An 18,152-nucleotide genomic window follows, 5' to 3' on the forward strand; every position below is an offset into this window, starting at 1 on the left:
AGGCCGTCCCGTCCCCCGCTATCTGACAACGGGTCCCCAGGGTGGCATGAGACATCGTTGGGGTGGCATTCATGAGCTGTGTTTACCAAGTGCAACGGTCCGCTTCGCCGTGATGGCAAATAGTTTCCGCGGCACTTCATCGCGCCGAAATTTGTCCGACAAGGCCAAGGTCACACGGCCGAGGCGGACTTTTCGCGTCTGAAGGGCTATCCTGTCATCAGGAATACACACGAATGAAAAGCCGATGGGGCATCCGAATTCCCTGGATCGTCCCGTTAACTCCAAGGGGGTCAGGCCATGGGTCGCGGTCGCGCGAAGGCAAAACAGGCCAAGGTTGCTCGTCAGTTGAAGTACAGCACTCCTGAAATGGATCTGGACTCGCTCCAGCGGGAGCTGGCTAGCCAAAAACCTCAGCGTTCCTTTGAGGATGGCCCCGATGATGATGACTATGAGGATCTCGCCGAACGGTACGCGGATTACGCGGACTATGACGATGAGGACTTTGAGGATTATGAGGACCGGCAACGGGCCAATTGATCCCGGCTCACCATCTGGGCTAAACAGCTCGAACTGTACTTGAGCTGTTCACCCGCCGATTTCCCGCCGTTATTCCTGGCGAGCGAAACGGCGGGTGTTTTGTTTCCGTCGTCAACGCGTCCCAGCCCATGTTTGCCGGCTCACCCGCCCCTGGGCGGGCACAACCGGCGGCCGGTCGCCCCGGCCGTAGCCGGGGTGGGTGACGGTCAGTATCCGGGGTGGGTGCCGTCGAGCACGACGCCGGAGTCCTCCCCGTCGCGGGTGTTGCGGACGGTGCCGAGCTCCCAGGCGTCGATGTGGCGGGCGGTCAGCATCGCCAGGGCCCGGTCGCGGTCCTGCGGGGAGACCACCGCGACCATGCCGACCCCCATGTTGAAGGTCTTGTCCATCTCCTCCTGGGGAACCTTGCCCAGGGACTGGATGGTGCGGAAGATCTGCGGCGGGGTCCAGGTGTTGCGGGACATCTCGGCGACAAGCCCCTCGGGGACGATGCGCTCCATGTTGCCGGCCAGGCCGCCACCGGTCACGTGGCAGAAGGTGTGGACCTCGCACTCCGCAGCCAGCGCCAGGCAGTCCTTGGCGTAGATGCGGGTGGGCTCCAGCAGCTCCTCACCCAGGGTGCGCTCGAACTCCTCCATGTAGCCGTCCAGCGGCAGCCCTGCCTTCTCCAGCAGGACGTGGCGGGCCAGGGAGTAGCCGTTGGAGTGCAGACCAGAGGACGCCATGCCGATGATGACGTCGCCGGAGCGGACACGGTCGGGGCCGAGCAGCTCATCCGCCTCGACGACACCGACCGCGGTGGCGGAGATGTCGTAGTCCCCCTCGGCCATCACGCCGGGGTGCTCAGCGGTCTCGCCGCCGAGCAGCGCGGCACCGGCCTGGACACAGCCCTCCGCGATGCCGGACACGATCTCCGCGACATGCTCCGGCACGACCTTGCCGACGGCGATGTAGTCCTGCAGGAACAGCGGCTCGGCGCCGCAGACGACCAGGTCGTCGACGCACATGGCGACCAGGTCGATGCCGATGGTGTCGTGCTTGTCCATCTTCTGGGCGATGACCAGCTTGGTGCCCACACCGTCGGAACCGGCTGCCAGCAGCGGCTCCTTGTACTTGCCGAGGGCGAACAGCCCGGCGAAGCCGCCGAGACCGCCGCGGACCTCGGGACGGGTGGCCTTCTTGGCGAGCGGGGCGAACAGCTCGACCGCGCGATCACCGGCCTCGATGTTGACGCCGGCGGCGGCGTAGGAGACGGATTCGTCGTTCTCGCTCATGGTGGTGTCTTTCTTCTGCTTGTCTGGATATGTCACAACAGCTCTACTTACTCTCGGCGGCAACGGTGCCACCGGACTGCATCTTCGCCACCATCTCCGCGTTCGGGTTACCGGCCGGCAGTCCCAGTGCGTAGTGGCCGTCGAAGCAGGCGGTGCACAGCTCCTCGCTCGCCTGCTCGGTGGCCTCGATCATCTCCTCGATCGAGACGAAGCCCAGCGAATCGGCGCCGATGGCACGGGCGACGGAATCGACGATCTCGGCGTCGTTCTGGAAGTCCCCGGAGTTGGCGATCAGCTCCCCGGGATTGGCGAAGTCGATGCCGTAGAAGCACGGCCACTTCACCGGCGGGGAGGCGATCCGCACGTGCACCTCCGCCGCCCCGGCCTCCCGGAGCATGCGGATGAGTGCGCGCTGGGTGTTGCCGCGGACGATCGAGTCATCGACCACGATCAGCCGCTTGCCCGCGATCACGTGCTTGAGCGGGTTCAGCTTCAACCGGATGCCGAGCTGGCGCAGGGTCTGCGAGGGCTGGATGAAGGTGCGGCCCACATAGGCGTTCTTGACCAGTCCCTGGGCAAAGGGGATGCCGGACTCCTGGGCGTAGCCGACGGCCGCGGGGTTGCCGGACTCCGGCACCGGGATCACGATGTCACCGTCGGCCGGGTATTCGCGGGCCAGGCGCCGACCGATCTCCAGACGGGTGCCGTTGACGTCCCGGCCGCGGATCACGGAGTCCGGGCGTGCCAGATAGACGTACTCGAAGACACAACCCTTGTGGGTGGTCTCGGCGAAGCGCTCGGTGTGCACCCCGGTCTCGTCGATGGCCACCATCTCCCCCGGCTCTATCTCCCGGACGAAAGAGGCTCCCACGATGTCGAGGGCGCAGGTCTCGGAGGCGACGACCCAGCCGCGTTCCAGCCGACCGAGGACCAGCGGTCGGACTCCGTGGGGATCACGGGCGGCGTAGAGGGTGTGTCCGTCGGTGAAGGTCAGGCAGAACGCTCCCCGCATGGTGGGGGCCACGTCCCGGGCGGCCTCGATCACGCTCATTCCCTGGTCCACCCGGTCCGCCAGCAGCGCGGTCATCACCGCGGTGTCGGAGGCCGCCTCCAGGTCGGTGATCAGCTGCTTCCCGACGGCCTCGTCCAGCAGCTCCTGGTAGTTCACCAGGTTGCCGTTGTGCCCGAGGGCGATGTCGGTGCCGTTTTTGGTGGAACGGAACATCGGCTGGACATTTTCCCAGTGGCTGCCACCGGCGGTGGAGTAACGGGTGTGCCCGATGGCCACGTCACCCTGCAGGGCGCTGAGGCTGGACTCGTCAAAAATCTGGGAGACCAGCCCCATGTCCTTGAAGACAATGGTGCGCTCGCCGTCTCCCACAGCGATCCCGGCAGCTTCCTGGCCGCGGTGCTGGAGGGCGAAGAGACCGAAATAAGTGAGTTTGGATACTTCCTCACCAGGGGCCCATACACCGAATACGCCACACTCCTCCCGGGGGGCGGTTTCACCGTGATCGTCCAGATCAACAGCAGGGGTCATGGTTGCTACCTGGGGCTGGTCATTTGATACCACGGCTCCACATCTTAGTCCCTACTGCCGCGGCAAACTAATGAGCGGCAACCACTCCCCCACCTCCCCGGCCCGCGTACCGGAGGATTCCACCCCGACAGCATCAGCCAGCGTCTCCGCTCCGACTACTAGCCGCAGCCATGTCAGCGGATCTGTCTCCACCACATTCGGCGGCGTGCCGCGGGTGTGGCGTGGCCCCTCGATGCACTGGACCGCCACGAACGGGGGTACCCGCAGCTCCACGGAATGACCGGGAGCCAGGTCCTCCAGGGTGCGGGCCGTCAACCGGACGGCGGCTGCCAGCTGCGGCCGCGCGGGCCTCTCATGCTGGTCGGGGGCCAGTATCCAGTCCTGGATTGCCAGGACCGCGGCGCGGGCCGCCGCCGGATCGATCTTCTTCCTCATGCCAGCAACTCTAGGCAACCGGTGAGTGCCGTGACGGTAAGGTGTTGCACATACCCCTCCGCTTAAAGTTTCAACCATCAACTGAGGAAGTCCCCCTTTTAATGACGACTACGACGAAATCGCCAAAGGTGACCCACCGCTTCATGGCGGCGCCCACCGACGTGCTCATGAGTGGCAGCCACGGAATCAGTGGCGGACGGGTCCTGGAGTGGATCGATAAGGCCGCCTACGCCTGTGCCACCCAGTGGTCCGGCACCTACTGCGTGACCGCCTACGTCGGCCACATCCACTTCACCCGGCCGATCCCGTCGGGACACATGGTCGAGGTCCGCGCCCGGGTAGCCATGACCGGCCGCTCCTCCATGCACATCGTCACCGAGGTCCTGTCCGCGGACCCCCGCGTGGGCATCTACTCCCGCGCCTGCGACTGTCTGGTCATCTTCGTGGCCAAGGACACCGCCACCGGCAAGACCCAGGCCGTCCCCTCCTTCGAGCCGGAGAATGAGGAGGAGGCCCGCGTGCTCAACGCCGCGCTCGGCCGCATCGACCTGCGCAAGGCCATCGAGGCGGAGATGGAGAAGCAGACCTACGACGGTCCCTCCGACGCCCCGCGCCTGATCACCCGCTTCCTGGCGAAGCCGACCGACATCAACTGGGGTGGCAAGGTCCACGGCGGCACCGCAATGGAGTGGATCGACGAGGCCGGTGCCGCCTGCACCATGGAGTGGTCCGGTGAGCACACCGTCGCCGTCTACGCGGGCGGCATCCGCTTCTACCAGCCGATCTCGATCGGTGACCTGATCGAGGTCGACGCCCGCATGATGCGCACGGATAAGCGGTCCATGCAGATGTCCATCCACGTCCGCGCCGGTGACGCCCACCGCGGCCGCGACGAGCTGGAGACCGCCATCCACGCCACGGTCTCCTACATCGCGATGGACATCGACGGCAACGCCCTGCCCGCCCGGCAGTTCACGCCGGTCACCGATGAAGACAAACGGCTGGCCGAGCACGCGAACACCCTCCGCGAGCTGCGCTCCGAGTACTCACCCCGACCGTTGATCTCGCCTGCCGCACCGGGGCACGTGGATTAGACCGGACGAACGAAAAGCTCCGGTGTGCGCAGGTGCGCACACCGGAGCTTTTCGTTGCGGGCGTCGAGGTTGTGTGACAGGCCGGATAAACTGCAGTTGTCGATTACTTTCGGCGCCACTTCCCCGCCCACCAGGGGCAGTGCCTTCGACACCGCGCAGCGTGCCTTCGCCAACGGCTGGATCGACCTTGAGGATCTGGACCAGAGGCTGGCACTGATCGCCCACGCGCCGGACGAGGAAACGACGCAGCAGGCAGTGACGGACCTGAAGAGCATGGATAAGCGGGTCACCCGGCAACCGGAAGCGGCTCCGCGACAGCGGCTGCCCGAACGCACCCCCGCCGGGAAGCGGGCCAGAAAGGGCGGACGCACCGCCGCGGACGTGGTGTTCGGGACGCTGTTGCTCGCCTTCGTGAGCAACCTGCTGGTGTGGGGCATCATCGCCGTCACCGAGGGGTCACAGTACTTCTGGCCGGCGTGGATGATGATCCCCTGACCATCGTCGGCGTCGGATGGGGAATTGCCCGCTGGAACCTGCGCGAAGACCGGGACTGAGCGCAGACCACCCGGCACCCAGGGTCAGCGTGCGCACTCCAACGCTGTACCTTGTGCGCAGCTGCGCACAACATCAGCCCCTGCGCACACCCTGAGCTCCAGCGGCAACAATCTTCCCCCGCCTAGGAAGTCTGCACCACGACCATCCAGACAGCCACCTGATGGATGATGGCCGCGATGATCGTGGCAATGTGGAAATGCTCGTGGTATCCCAGACGCCGCGCATTCCGGCCCGGCCACCGGAAGCCGTAGACGAAGGCACCCAGGGTATAGACGATGCCGCCGACCAGCAGGAGCCAGACCACCGCAGTTCCGGCGTTGGACCACAGTTGCGGCAGCAACGGCACGATCAACCAACCGATGACCAGGTACACCACCACCGAGAGCCACCGCGGATGGTTGATCCAGACCAGGTTGAGGATCACCCCGCCCAGCGCCCCGATCCATGCGATGGTCAGCATCCATGCGGCGGTCACCGGCTCCAGGACGATCAGACAGAAGGGGGTGTAGGTCGCGGCGATGAACACCGCGATCGTGGCGTGGTCTGCCCGGCGCCACCAGTCGACGGTCCGCTTCCGGCGCCACGGCCCCAGATGATATGCGGCGGAGACGCCGAACAATACGACCACCCCGACGGCGTAGACCGTGACGCCGAGCGCCTGCCACCACGCAATCGTCATCCAGGCGACGGTGGCGAGAACTGTGCCGCCGATCACGCTGAAGATGGCCGCGAACAGATGGAACCAGCCCCGCGCCGTGGGACGCTCTCCTCGGTCATAGACCCAGTGGGTCAGTTCGACCAAGGGTTCCGCTGCGCCGGGTTCGGTGCCCCGGTCCGCAAATTCTGGATTGCCGCCGCGGGAGGCCGGGTGAGTGGGTTTCATTGCCAAGTTTCTGCCTTCGGTACCGTAACTTACGTTCGCGTAAATTCTACGCCGCGGTGCGCGGCGAACCCAGCTGGTGGTTTACAGCGACTCCGATCCAATTACCGATGGTAGTCCTCCTCGGGTCCCATGGAACGGAGCCTGCACCGCGACGGACACCGGACCTTGGCGAGAGCGCCTACGAACACGACGGGAGCCGGTGGCATTCACCACCGGCTCCCTATTACTGACACAACTGTGTCAGTTACTCCACGACGGAGTTCGCACCGACAGCGTGGCCGAAGAGCCGCGGGAGGGTCCCCTCCCAGGCCTCGCGGAGCTCGGTCAGCGGAACAGTCACCTCACCGCAGGTCAGGTCGCGCCCCTCCGCCACGGTCGCACCGATCTCAGCGACCGGGATGTCCAGCTCGGAGGCCCGGGCCAGCACGTTGTCAGCCTTATCGGCGGTGGTGGCCACCAGCACGCGGGAGGCGGACTCGGAGAACAGCGCCACGAACTGCTCCTCGTAGACGTTGTCCAGGTCCAGCTCGACGCCGCAGTCGGCCCGCACCGCCATCTCGACGACAGCCTGGGCCAGACCACCCTCGGACAGGTCATGCGCGGCGGTGAGATCGGTGTTACCGACGAAGAACTCCGCCAGCTTCATCTCATCGGCCAGGTCGACCTGCGGGGGCATGCCCTGCAGTCCGCCGCCGGAGACCTCCTGCCAGATGGAGCCGCCGAACTCGTCCCTGGTGGTGCCCAGCAGGAAGAGCTTCTCCGGCTCGGCGACGGTGCCCAGGTCATGGCCGATGGCCTGGTGGACATCGTCGATGACGCCGAGGACACCGACCACCGGGGTCGGGAGGATCGGCTCCTCGCCGGTCTGGTTGTAGAAGGAGACGTTGCCCCCGGAGACGGGGATGTTCATCTCCTTCGCACCGTCGGCCAGGCCGTGGACGGCCTCACGGAACTGCCACATCACGTCCGGGTTCTCCGGGGAACCGAAGTTCAGGCAGTTGGTCACGGCGACCGGTCGGGCGCCGGTGACGGCGACGTTGCGGTAGGCCTCGGCCAGCGCCAGGCGGACACCGGTGTTCGGGTCCAGCTTGGTGTAGCGGCCGGATGCGTCGGCGGACACGGCCACACCGCGACCGGTCTCCTCATCGATGCGCAGCACGCCGGAGTCGGAGTTCCGGGCCTTGACGGTGTTGCCGCGCACGTAGTGATCGTACTGCTCGGTGATGAACGCCCGCGAGCACAGCGCCGGGGAGGAGATCATGTCCAGCAGAGCCTGCTTGATCTCGGCCGCACCGGCGGGCTTGGCGACGTCGCCGGCCTGCTGCAGGGCGTCCTGCCACTCCGGGCGCGCCCAGGGGCGCTCGTAGACGGGGCCGTCGTCGATGGTCGACGGCGGTGCGTCGAGCACGATCTCACCGTTATGGGTGACCACGAGGCGGTCTTCCTCGTCGGTGACTTCGCCGATCTCGGCGCAGTTGACGTCCCACTTGGCGCAGATCTCGCGGAACTTGTCCACGTTCTCCGGAGTGACCACGGCGCACATGCGCTCCTGGGACTCAGAAGCCAGGATCTCCGCCGCGGTCATGTGCTCGGCGCGCAACGGCACGGCGTCGAGGTTGACGTGCATGCCACCGTCACCGGCGGCAGCCAGCTCGGAGGTGGCACATGCCAGACCGCCGCCACCCAGGTCCTGGATGCCCACGACCACGCCTGCGTGGTAGAGCTCCAGACAGCACTCGATGAGGACCTTCTCGGCGAAGGGGTCGCCGACCTGGACGGCCGGCAGCTTGCGCTCCGCGCCCTCCTCGAAGGTCTCGGAGGCCAGCACGGACACACCACCGATGCCGTCGAGGCCGGTGCGGGAGCCAAAGAGCATGACCTTGTTGCCGGTGCCGGAAGCGAACGCCAGCTTGAGGTCCTTGACCTTCAGCGTGCCCACGGCCAGGGCGTTGACCAGCGGGTTTCCGGCGTAAGAGTCGTCGAAGACGGTCTCGCCGCCGATGTTGGGCAGGCCGAGGGAGTTGCCGTAGCCGCCGATGCCGGAGACCACGCCGGGCAGTACGCGCTGGGTGTCGGGGTTGTCCGCGGCACCGAAACGCAGCTGGTCCATCACGGCGATGGGGCGGGCGCCCATGGCCATGATGTCGCGGACGATGCCGCCGACGCCGGTGGCCGCGCCCTGGTAGGGCTCGATGTAGGAGGGGTGGTTGTGGGACTCGACGCGGAAGGTCACGGCATTGCCGTCCCCGATGTCGACCACACCGGCGTTCTCGCCGATGCCGGCCAGGATCTTCTCGGCCATCTCCGGGGTGGTGGTCTCCCCGAAGTAGCGCAGGTGCGTCTTGGAGGACTTGTAGGAGCAGTGCTCGGACCACATGACGGAGTAGACGGTCAGCTCGGCGTCCGAGGGACGGCGGCCGAGGATCTCCTTGATGCGCGCGTACTCGTCATCCTTGAGTCCCAGTTCAGCGTAGGGCTGGTCCAGGTCCGGGTCCGCCTGCGCCGCGGCGACGGTGTCGTTGTGAACGGTCATTTTTCCCCTTCTTAAACGTTCGCGGGGGCGTCTACCGCACCCATCGCGGACAGGAACATCTGCAGGCCGTCGGTGGAGGGACCGGTCAGGGTCTCCACGGCGTGCTCCGGATGCGGCATGAGACCGACGACCCGACCGTTGGCCGAGGTGATCCCGGCGATCGCATTGAGCGAGCCGTTGTAGTTGTCGGTGTAGCGGAAGACCACACGGCCCTCACCCTCCAACTCGTCGATGGTCTCCTGGGCGGCCTGGAAGCGGCCTTCACCGTGCTTGGCCGGGACCAGGATCTTCTGGCCGGCCTCATAGCCGGAGGTCCATGCCGTATCGGTGTTCACGACCTCAAGGTAGGTGTCGGTGCAGTGGAAGTGCAGCCCCTCGTTGCGGGTCAGTGCGCCCGGCAGCAGCCCGGCCTCGCTCAGGATCTGGAAGCCGTTGCAGATGCCGAGGACCGGCATCCCCTTCCCGGCCTCGTCGATCACGGTCCGCATCACCGGCGCCAGCGCGGAGATCGCACCGGAACGCAGGTAGTCGCCATAGGAGAAGCCGCCGGGGACGACGACCGCGTCGACGCCCTTCAGGTCGGCGTCGGCGTGCCAGAGGCTCACGGCCTCGGCACCGGCCAGACGGACGGCGCGGGAGGCGTCGACATCGTCAAGCGTGCCGGGGAAGGTGATTACTCCGATCTTTGCGCTCACTGGGTGACCTCAACTCCGACGACCTCGAAATCCTCGATGACGGTGTTCGCCAGGAGGGTTTCGGCCACGCGGGTCAGTTCCGCCTCGCTGACGGAGTCATCGACCTCCAGCTCGAAACGCTTGCCCTGGCGGACGTCCGAGACGCCCTCGACCCCGATGCGGCCCAGGGCGCGGACGACCGCCTGCCCCTGAGGATCCAGGATCTCTGCCTTCGGCATGACATTGACAACTACTCGGGCCACGATGTGCTCCCTTAACAATTCGCCGGATTGTGCCGGTACACAGTCTAGCTTGTGGGTCGTGGTGAACCTATCTACACCAAAGCAAACCCACCCGGAGTGGTTTTGGGCAGGTAATGACGCTTCACCCGCCCGTTAACGGGTGAACCTGAGGACTCGTTGAGCTGTCGCCCGGATGAACTCTTGGGCACCAACGGGAAAAGTTCCAGGGAGATTGATCTGCCCACCCTGCGGAAAACCTGAACGTCACCTAGACCTTTCCTATGTCACCGCTGATTCGGCAGGGAGTCCACCGTCAGCGGATCTGATCGTGCCCTGCGTGGCCCCGGTCGCCTGACATTTTCATTCCGTCCCCACAAAAAGAGAGCAGCATGCAGCACAAGAAAACGGCGCTCCGCGCCCTGGTAGTGGCTGTCGCCGGCGCCACCACCGCCAGCCTGAGTGCCATCCCGACCGCGACCGCGGCCACCGACGGCACCAACGTGGTGATCAACGAGGTCTACGGAGGCGGCGGCAACAGCGGTGCGACCCACCTCAACGACTTCGTCGAACTGTACAACCCCACTGACGAGGACATCGACGTCACCGGCTGGGTCATCGACCAGCAGTCCGCCAAGGGCAACTCCGGTGGATCACTCACCCTGTCCGGCGTGGTGCCCGCCGGCGGCTACTTCCTGATCCAGGGCAGTGCCGGCAACGGCAATGGGGCCGCCCTGCCCTCCCCCGACAATGACGGCGGCTTCAACTTCTCCGGCAGCGGTGCGATCGCCGAGCTCACCGACGCCTCCGGAGCCATCGTGGACCTCGTCGGCTGGGGCGGGGCCACTGGGTCCGAGGGATCGCCGGTCCCACGGACCAGTAATGCCGTCTCCGTCCAGCGCGCCCCCGACGGCGTCGACACCGACGACAACGCCGCTGACTTCGTCACGGCCACGCCGAGCCCGATCAACTCCGGAAATGAATCGGGCGGCACGGACGACAGCGACACCGGTGGCGCCGTCCCAGGCGAGCACGGTGAGATCACCCCGATCGCCGAGATCCAGGGCACCGGCGCCACCACCCCGCTGGACGGCCAGACCGTGACCACCAACGGCGTGGTCACCGCCGTCTACGCCGAGGGCGGCAAGAACGGCTTTTACCTGCAGACCGCCGGCACCGGTGAAGAACCCAAGTCCGCCGGGGACGCCTCCGACGGCATCTTCGTCTACCTCGGCCAGAATCCGACGGCCTATCCGGAGGCCGGCCAGTCGCTGGTGGTCACCGGCGAGGCCGACGAGTACTACGGGGCGACCCAGCTCTCCGCCGGCTTCTTCTCCGAGGCGGAGGAGGACCTGGGTGGCGTCGCCGCCCTGGAGATCGAGACCCTGCCGGCCGATGACGCGGTCCGCGAGGCCCACGAGGGCATGCTGCTCCAACCGACCGGCGGCCACACCGTCACCGACAACTACGAGCTGAACACCTTCGGCACCGTGGAGTTGGCACCGGGCACCCAGGCCTTCCGCCAGGCGACCGACGCCCACGTCCCTGACACTGACCCGGAGTCACCTGCTCAGCAGCTCATGGCGGAGCAGGCCGCGCAGTCCATCACCCTGGACGACGGCCGTACCCGCAACTACCTGCAGACCGACACCCGGACTCCCCTGCCGTGGATCGCCCAGGACGGCGGGCAGACGATCAAGTCACTGCGCACCGGCGATGTGGTGGACTTCCAGAACCCCGTGGTCCTGGACTACTCCTTCGACGCCTGGACCTTCCAGCCCACCGCTCCGGTCACCGGCGACACCGCCGGTGCCGACCTGCCGATCAACTGGGATGACTCCCGCGCGGCCGAGCGGGGCGCGATGGCCGCCGTCGAGGGCGAACACTCGGTGGCCACCTTCAACGTGCTGAACTACTTCACCACGCTGGGTCACACCGAGTCCGGTTGCGGCTACTACGAGGACATCTACGGCGCTCCCGTGGCCACCAACTGGTGCGATGTGCGCGGTGCCTACTCGGAGTCCGCCTTCGATGATCAGCAGACCAAGATCGTCAAGGCCATCAACGAGCTCGACGCCTCCGTGGTCTCCCTCGAGGAGATCGAGAACACCGCCGCCCTCACCGGCGATGTCTCCCGGCGCGACGAGGCCCTCGCCCTGCTGGTCGACGCCCTGAACGCCGCCGCCGGTGCAGACAAGTGGAACTTCGTCCCCTCCCCGGACCAGATCGGCACCGATGAGGATGTCATCCGCAACGCCTTCATCTACCAGCCGGCCGAGGTCCAGGCCGTCGGCGAATCCCGCATCTTCGATGACCAGGCCTTCACCGGCGTGGCCCGCCAGCCGCTGGCCCAGGAGTTCGCTCCGTCCGGCGCCGATCCGTCCGCCGAGGGCACCGACACCTTCGTCGCCGTGACCAACCACTTCAAGTCCAAGGGATCCGTCGTGCAGGGCGACGCCGCCACCGGTGACGGGCAGGGCAACAACCCGAATGTCCGCAACGCGCAGTCCCAGGCGCTGCTGCAGCACCTGAACGATCAGACGGACTGGGCCGACACCCCGGTCTTCATCCTCGGCGACCTCAACTCCTACTCCCGGGAAACCGCGGTGGCCACGCTGCTCACCGGCGGTTTCACCAACATCAACGAGTCCCACGCCGGTGGGCAGGCCACCTACCAGTTCGACGGTCGGTTGGGTTCCCTGGACCACGCGCTCGGCAACGACGCGGCGATGGAGCTGGTCGCCGACGCCGAGGTCTGGGACATCAACGCCGATGAACCCATCGCCTTCGAGTACTCCCGCCGCAACTACAACATCGTCGACTTCCACGACGACTCCCCCTTCCGTTCCTCCGACCATGATCCGGTCAAGGTCGGCCTGAACCTGGCCGCCGCCGGTGAAGCCGGGGTCCCCGGTGAGCCCACGCCGGCCAGCGGCGTGGTTTCCGTGACCGTGGACGACGCCGGCCATCTGCTGGTCGAGTACGCCGACGGCACCGTCATGGATCTCGGCCCGATGCAGGACACGGACGACACCGATGGTCGTGGCATCCAGTCCATCGAGTTGGTCGACGGCGCGCTGGTGGCGACCATGACTGATGGCAGCGTGGTCAACCTCGGCCCGGTCCGCGGCGCTGATGGTACGGACGGTGCGGAAGGCCGGGGTGTTGAATCCCTGGTGGTCAACGACGAGGGCCACCTCATCATCACCTACACCGACGGCGAAACCGCCGATCTCGGCCGCGTCACCGGCGAAGCCGGCGCCGACGGTGCTCCTGGCGACGCTGGTCAGGACGGTCGCGACGGCGAGGACGCCGCGGGCAGCTCCCTGGGCGGCGTTCTCTCGGCACTGCTCGGCGTGGCCGCCGGTGCCCTCGGCATGGTGGGCATCGTCGGCGTGCTGGGGGACTTCTTCCCGCAGGTGCGTCAGCAGATCGAGAATCTGGTGAACAACTTCCGGTAGTCGTCGCCCCAGGGTTGTGCTCCCCGGTCACGATGAGTCGTGGCCGGGGAGCTACTGCGTTCTGAGTCGTTGAGGGTTGCCGGGCACGCTGTCAGCGCGGGCGTAGGGACGCGGATTGCTCTGGCAGGTTCGCGGTGATCTGGTCGTGCAGCTCCACCGCGTCCGGGGCGACTCCGGAGCGGAACCGGCCGATCACCTCACCGCCGGGAGAAACCAGGAACTTCTCGAAGTTCCACTTCACGTCTCCCGACTCACCGTCAGTGTCGTGCGCCAGCCGCAGCTCCTCATAGAGCGGGTGGGCGCCGGCCCCGTTGACGTCCGTCTTGGCCAGCAGCGGGAACGTCACGCCGAAATTGGTGGAGCAGAAGTCCGCGACCTGGGCGTCGGTGCCCGGTTCCTGGCCGCCGAACTGGTTGCACGGCACGCCGAGGACGGAAAAGCCGCGGTCTCCGTACGTGTCCTGGAGCTTCTGGAGTCCGTCATACTGCGGTGTGAAGCCACACTCGGAAGCAGTGTTGACCACCAGGAGCAACGTGCCCCGGAAGTCATCGGTGCTGCCGGTGGAGCCGTCGTTGTAGGTGAGTGCGATGTCGTTGATCGTCGTCATGCCCGCCAGCTTAACGGCGGCGCGGCGGGGTGGGCGGTATCCCGCAGTGCGTGATCAGTTGATCAGGGAACGGTAGTCGCTGGGTTCGGCGCCGGCCTTGACGGCGGCGTTGGCCGCCCTGAGGAAATCCTCGGCGACCTTCTCCGTGAGCAGGTTGCGTCCGGAGATCGACAGGCGGATCGAGTTGCCCTTGGCCGCCCCCCGTTCGGCGGCGCGGATGACATTGCGCCGCCACCATTTGGCGGAACCGTAGCCCTCGCCCACCGACAGGTTACGGGCCCGGTGGAACTCATCCCGGACCAGGTCGTGCAGCCCCTTCGTCGAGGCCGCCAGCCGGAACCCGAAGTCCGGGAGGGCGGCCAACGTACCCGCGGAGAGCTGCCAGCGCGGCGGGGCGAAGATATCGGTGGTGAAGCCGATCTGCGACATCTGACGGGTGGCACCCTTGAGACGCAGTCGGGCCTCATGGCTGCTCAGGTTCGCAAATTCGGCCCGGCGCCCCTGCACCGCCTGATCGAAACCGTTGAGCAGCATGGCTCTGCCGGCCTCCTGCTGCGCCAGCAGAAACTCCCGGACCTTCTTGTCCTTGGCCAGGTGCCAGTTGCCGTCGATATGCGGAGCCACCAGCAGTGACACCGGGATCCGCTGGCCGTCCAGGCTGTCGAGCATGTCCGAGACCGCCGACACGGTTTCATCGAAGATGCTCGAGATCGACACCAGGAGACGGCCATGCATGGGGACGATTATCCCACGCATCCCGGCTGCTGTCGCGCCGAAGCGACCACGGCTGTCCCCGCCCACCCCCTCCGGCCGGTGGGGCATCAATGCTGTGCCGGCGGAAATGCCGGCGCAGCTGTTCCGTGCCCGGACGGTTCATCCGTTCCGGCGGGAGACCGGCGGAGAAGGAGCCAGCGATCCTGACTCACGCGGTCAGTCCCGTGGCCTGGTGAACGGTCCAGGCGTACTCGAAGGCGGTCTGGCGCCACTTGGCGTAACGCCCGGACACCCCACCATGTCCGGCAGACATCTCCGTCTTGAGCAGGAACGTGCCGCCGGTTGCGGTCTCGCGGAGCTTGGCGATCCACTTCGCCGGTTCCACATAGAGCACGCGGGTGTCATTCAGGGAAGTGACCGCGAGGATGTCCGGATAGTTCTGCGCCGCAACATTCTCATAGGGGGTGTAGGAGGCCATGTACTCATAGACGTCCCTGTCATGCAGCGGGTCGCCCCACTCGTCCCACTCGGTGACGGTCAACGGTAGTTCCGGCATGAGCATGGAGGTCAACGGGTCCACGAAGGGCACCACCGCCTGGATGCCGGTGAAGCGGTCCCCAGCCAGGTTCGCCACGGCCCCCACGAGCATGCCGCCGGCGGAACCGCCCTCGGCGACCAGCTTGGCGGGTTCGGTGAGGCCGCGGGCGATCAGGTCATCGGCGACGTCGATGAAGTCGGTGAAGGTGTTCTTCTTGTGGGTCATCTTGCCGTGGTCGTACCAGAGCCGCCCCATCTCCCCGCCACCGCGCACGTGCGCGATGGCGAAGACCATGCCGCGGTCCAGCAGCGAGAGCCGGGCGATGGAGAAGCCGGGGTCCATGCTGGCCTCGTAGGAGCCGTAGCCGTAGAGCAGCATCGGGTTGGGGCCGCTGGTGTCCAGGTCCGCGCGGTGGATGATCGAGACCGGGATCTGCGCGCCGTCGGCGGCCGTGGTCCACAGCCGGTGGGCGACATAGTCCTCCCGGTCATAGCCGCCCAGCACCTTCTGCTCCTTGAGCAGGGTGCGTTTTCCGGTGGCCACCTCATAGTCCAGCAGCCGGGCCGGGGTGGTGAAGGATCCGTAGCTGATGCGGATGACGGGCGCGTCCCACTCCGGGTTCCCCAGGGAACCGGCGGTGTAGAGCTCTTCATCGAAGTCCAGTTCCGAGAACTCTCCGTAGCCGGTCTCCGGCAGGTTCATCACGGCGAGCTTGCCGATCGCCTCCGAACGGTAGGCGGCGACGATGAAGTCCCGGAAGGTGTCCACGCCCTCGATGCGCACGTCATCCCGGTGGGCGATCAGCTCCGTGAGTTCGGTCAGCTTCGGCAGGTCCTCACCGCTCACTGCCGCGCACTCCCCGATCGCCGCGTTCGGCCCGGTGGCGTTGTGGACCACCACCCAGCGGTCCTCGCCGCCAATCACCGCGTGGTCCACCATGTACTCCACGCCCGTCTCCCGCTCCCAGAGGCGGCGGAACTGGCCCGTCGGGTCATCCAGCTCCAGCACCCAGGCCTCGGAGGTGATCTTGGATTCGGAGAAGATCATCAGGTACTTCTCGGAGCGGGTGGTGCCCACACCGGTGTTGAACTTCGCGTCCGGCTCGTGGAAGACCCGGACGTCCTCGGACTGGTCAGTGCCGATCTTGTGCCGCCACACGGAGTCCGGCCGCCAGGCCTCATCCACCAGCTGGTAGAACAGGTAGTCCTCGCCCGCCCAGGTGGCCCCGTAGAAGATCCCCACCAGGCGGTCGGCCAGTAGCTCGCCGGTGGCCAGATCCTTGATCTGCAGGGTGAAGCGCTCGTCGCCCATCGTGTCCACCGAGTAGGCCAGATAGCGCCCGGAGGTGGTCACGCTCGAGGCACCGAGGGAGAAGAACTCGTGTCCCTCGGCCAGTTCATTGAGATCGAGGAGAACCTGCTCCCCGGGCGCCTGCTCCCCCTCCGGGATCACGGGCGGGATCCACGGGTCGTCGGTATGGGAGACCGGGATGCGGCAGGAGATTCCGTAGCTCTTGCCTTCGAGCGTGCGGCCGTAGTACCAGTAGTCGCCGGCGCGGGTGGGCACCGACATGTCGGTCTCCTGCACCCGGGACTTGATCTCGGTGTAGATGTTCTCCCGCAGCTGCGCCAGGTGGGCGGTGTTGGCCTCGGTGTAATCGTTTTCGGCGGTGAGGTAGTCGATCGTCTCCGGTGACGTCTTGTCCCGCAGCCATTCATAATCGTCCACGAAGTCGATGCCGTGGTGGGTGCGGGTGACGGGGTGTTTCGGGGCGACCGGCGGAGTGACTTCCGGGGTGCCGGGATTCTGGTTCAGCTCATCTGGGGACATGTCTTCCGATGCTAACCGCCGGGGCGGACATCGGTTGCGCTCACCCGCTCATCGCGACCGCGCGAGCCCTGCCGGGCGTTCCCTGCCCCGTTTAACCACCGGTGTCAGCGTGGGGGCGAACCACCACCGGGGGACCCCACGGCGGTGTTGAGCTGAAGCCGGTTTAGACGCAGCTGCCGAGCCAGTCGGCGAACTTCTTGCCGGAGATCCGCTCGTAGGCCTCCACATAACGTTCGCGGGTGGCTTCGACGACGGAGCCCGGCAGCGCCGGCGGCGGAGTATCGGAGCTCTTGTCCCAACCGGACTTCGGGCCGGTCAGCCAGTTACGCACGTACTGCTTGTCGAAACTGGGCTGGACCTTGCCCTCCTCGTAGGTCTCGGCCGGCCAGTAGCGGGAGGAGTCCGGGGTCAGCACCTCATCGGCGAGCACCAGCGTGCCGTCCTCGTCCAGCCCGAACTCGAACTTGGTGTCGGCGAGGATCACGCCCTTGTCCTCCGCCATCTTCGCGGCCTCGGAATAGATGCGCAGGGTGGTCTCGCGCAGTTCCTCTGCCCGGGCCTGGCCGAGCTTGTCGACGACGACGTCAAAGGAGACGTTTTCATCGTGGTCGCCCTGCTCCGCCTTCGTGGCCGGAGTGAAGATCGGTTCGGCCAGCTTCGAGGCCTCGGTCAGGCCGGCGGGCAGCTCGATGCCGCAGACGGTACCCTGCTCGCGGTACTCGACCAGTCCGGAGCCGGTGAGATAGCCGCGGGCGACGCACTCGAAAGGCAGCATCTTCAGCTTCTTGCACACCAGTGCGCGCCCGAGGACCTCCTCCGGGATCCGCGGATCGTCGACGGGTCCGGCGAGGTGGTTCGGCATACCCAGAACATCAAAGAAATAGACGCTCATCGCGGTGAGGATGCGGCCCTTGTCCGGAATTTCCGTGTCGAGGATGTGGTCGTAGGCCGAGATCCGATCCGAGACGACCATGAGCAGGGTCTCATCATCGATCTCATAGATTTCTCGCACTTTACCGGCGGAAAGGTGCTGGTAATCAGACAATTCTGGACGCATGGGAAGAAAGTTTAGCCCTCCCCTCCCGGTTCCGCGAACTCGCGGTTCCCCCTCCTGCGCGCGCCGCGCGGAGAGGCGTTTCCCGGCACCCGGGGACCGGCCGCCTCGGCGGCATTCCCCTTCCTGACCTCCCGAAACCCCTCCCTCTCAGGAGGTTCCACCATCGCGGACGGGGGTCTGC

15 protein-coding genes are annotated in these 18,152 nt (G+C 66.4%); 4 read left to right on the forward strand and 11 right to left on the reverse strand.

The genetic code is table 11. From position 1 onward, the window contains the following. Positions 1-297: 297 nt before the first annotated feature. Positions 298-537 carry a DUF3073 domain-containing protein gene (locus ACQCVD_RS02450; RefSeq protein WP_426822113.1) on the forward strand — a complete coding sequence of 80 codons (240 nt, stop codon included), beginning with the start codon at positions 298-300 and terminating at the stop codon, positions 535-537. Positions 538-743: 206 nt separating this feature from the next. Here ACQCVD_RS02450 and purM read toward each other — a convergent pair whose 3' ends face one another. Genes purM through ACQCVD_RS02465 form a run of 3 tightly spaced genes read right to left on the reverse strand, consistent with a single transcriptional unit; the run spans position 744 to position 3,786 of the window. Next, positions 744-1,811 (reverse strand): phosphoribosylformylglycinamidine cyclo-ligase, encoded by a 1,068-nt coding sequence (purM, locus tag ACQCVD_RS02455; protein WP_426822114.1) that lies wholly within the window; start codon positions 1,809-1,811, stop codon positions 744-746. Positions 1,812-1,854: 43 nt separating this feature from the next. After that, positions 1,855-3,351, reverse strand: coding sequence for an amidophosphoribosyltransferase (gene purF, locus ACQCVD_RS02460; protein ID WP_426822115.1), 1,497 nt, complete (start codon positions 3,349-3,351; stop codon positions 1,855-1,857). A 51-nt stretch (positions 3,352-3,402) separates the two neighbouring features. Continuing rightward, positions 3,403-3,786, reverse strand: coding sequence for a sterol carrier family protein (locus tag ACQCVD_RS02465; protein ID WP_426822116.1), 384 nt, complete (start codon positions 3,784-3,786; stop codon positions 3,403-3,405). 101 nt (positions 3,787-3,887) lie between these two features. Here ACQCVD_RS02465 and ACQCVD_RS02470 point away from each other — a divergent pair, with 101 nt between their 5' ends. After that, positions 3,888-4,880 (forward strand): acyl-CoA thioesterase, encoded by a 993-nt coding sequence (locus ACQCVD_RS02470; RefSeq protein ID WP_426822117.1) that lies wholly within the window; start codon positions 3,888-3,890, stop codon positions 4,878-4,880. A gap of 96 nt (positions 4,881-4,976) precedes the next feature. Continuing rightward, complete coding sequence (locus ACQCVD_RS02475; RefSeq protein ID WP_426822118.1) at positions 4,977-5,375, forward strand: hypothetical protein; 399 nt, start codon at positions 4,977-4,979, stop codon at positions 5,373-5,375. Positions 5,376-5,556: 181 nt separating this feature from the next. Here the strand turns inward: ACQCVD_RS02475 and trhA are convergent, their stop codons facing one another. The 4 genes from trhA to purS all read right to left on the reverse strand — a co-directional run bounded on the left by trhA (position 5,557) and on the right by purS (position 9,788). Next, the gene (trhA, locus tag ACQCVD_RS02480; protein WP_426822119.1) at positions 5,557-6,318 is read right to left on the reverse strand and encodes a PAQR family membrane homeostasis protein TrhA; all 762 of its coding nucleotides are present in this window, start codon (positions 6,316-6,318) and stop codon (positions 5,557-5,559) included. 244 nt (positions 6,319-6,562) lie between these two features. Continuing rightward, a complete protein-coding gene (gene purL / locus ACQCVD_RS02485; protein ID WP_426822120.1) occupies positions 6,563-8,851 on the reverse strand; it encodes a phosphoribosylformylglycinamidine synthase subunit PurL in 2,289 nt (762 codons plus the stop codon). Between the two features lie 11 nt (positions 8,852-8,862). Further along, positions 8,863-9,546 (reverse strand): phosphoribosylformylglycinamidine synthase subunit PurQ, encoded by a 684-nt coding sequence (purQ, locus tag ACQCVD_RS02490; protein ID WP_426822122.1) that lies wholly within the window; start codon positions 9,544-9,546, stop codon positions 8,863-8,865. Continuing rightward, positions 9,543-9,788, reverse strand: coding sequence for a phosphoribosylformylglycinamidine synthase subunit PurS (gene purS, locus ACQCVD_RS02495; protein ID WP_426822123.1), 246 nt, complete (start codon positions 9,786-9,788; stop codon positions 9,543-9,545). Before purS ends, purQ begins: the two co-directional genes overlap by 4 nt. Before the next feature lie 368 nt (positions 9,789-10,156). Between purS and ACQCVD_RS02500 the strand changes: the two genes are divergently transcribed. After that, positions 10,157-13,225 carry an ExeM/NucH family extracellular endonuclease gene (locus ACQCVD_RS02500; protein WP_426822124.1) on the forward strand — a complete coding sequence of 1,023 codons (3,069 nt, stop codon included), beginning with the start codon at positions 10,157-10,159 and terminating at the stop codon, positions 13,223-13,225. Positions 13,226-13,316: 91 nt separating this feature from the next. Here ACQCVD_RS02500 and ACQCVD_RS02505 read toward each other — a convergent pair whose 3' ends face one another. The 4 genes from ACQCVD_RS02505 to ACQCVD_RS02520 form a co-directional block, all read right to left on the reverse strand. After that, entirely contained in the window at positions 13,317-13,832 is a 516-nt protein-coding gene (locus tag ACQCVD_RS02505) for a glutathione peroxidase (protein WP_426822125.1), read from the reverse strand. Positions 13,833-13,886: 54 nt separating this feature from the next. Beyond that, positions 13,887-14,567, reverse strand: a complete 681-nt coding sequence (locus tag ACQCVD_RS02510; RefSeq protein WP_426822126.1) for a DUF2334 domain-containing protein — start codon at positions 14,565-14,567, stop codon at positions 13,887-13,889. 187 nt (positions 14,568-14,754) lie between these two features. Then, positions 14,755-16,914: a S9 family peptidase gene (locus ACQCVD_RS02515; RefSeq protein WP_426822127.1), complete on the reverse strand. Its 2,160-nt coding sequence runs from the start codon at positions 16,912-16,914 to the stop codon at positions 14,755-14,757. 163 nt (positions 16,915-17,077) lie between these two features. After that, the gene (locus tag ACQCVD_RS02520; protein WP_426822128.1) at positions 17,078-17,971 is read right to left on the reverse strand and encodes a phosphoribosylaminoimidazolesuccinocarboxamide synthase; all 894 of its coding nucleotides are present in this window, start codon (positions 17,969-17,971) and stop codon (positions 17,078-17,080) included. Positions 17,972-18,152: the final 181 nt, after the last annotated feature.

This window comes from Corynebacterium halotolerans, from assembly GCF_050107895.1.
Taxonomy (GTDB): Bacteria; Actinomycetota; Actinomycetes; order Mycobacteriales; family Mycobacteriaceae; genus Corynebacterium; species Corynebacterium halotolerans_B.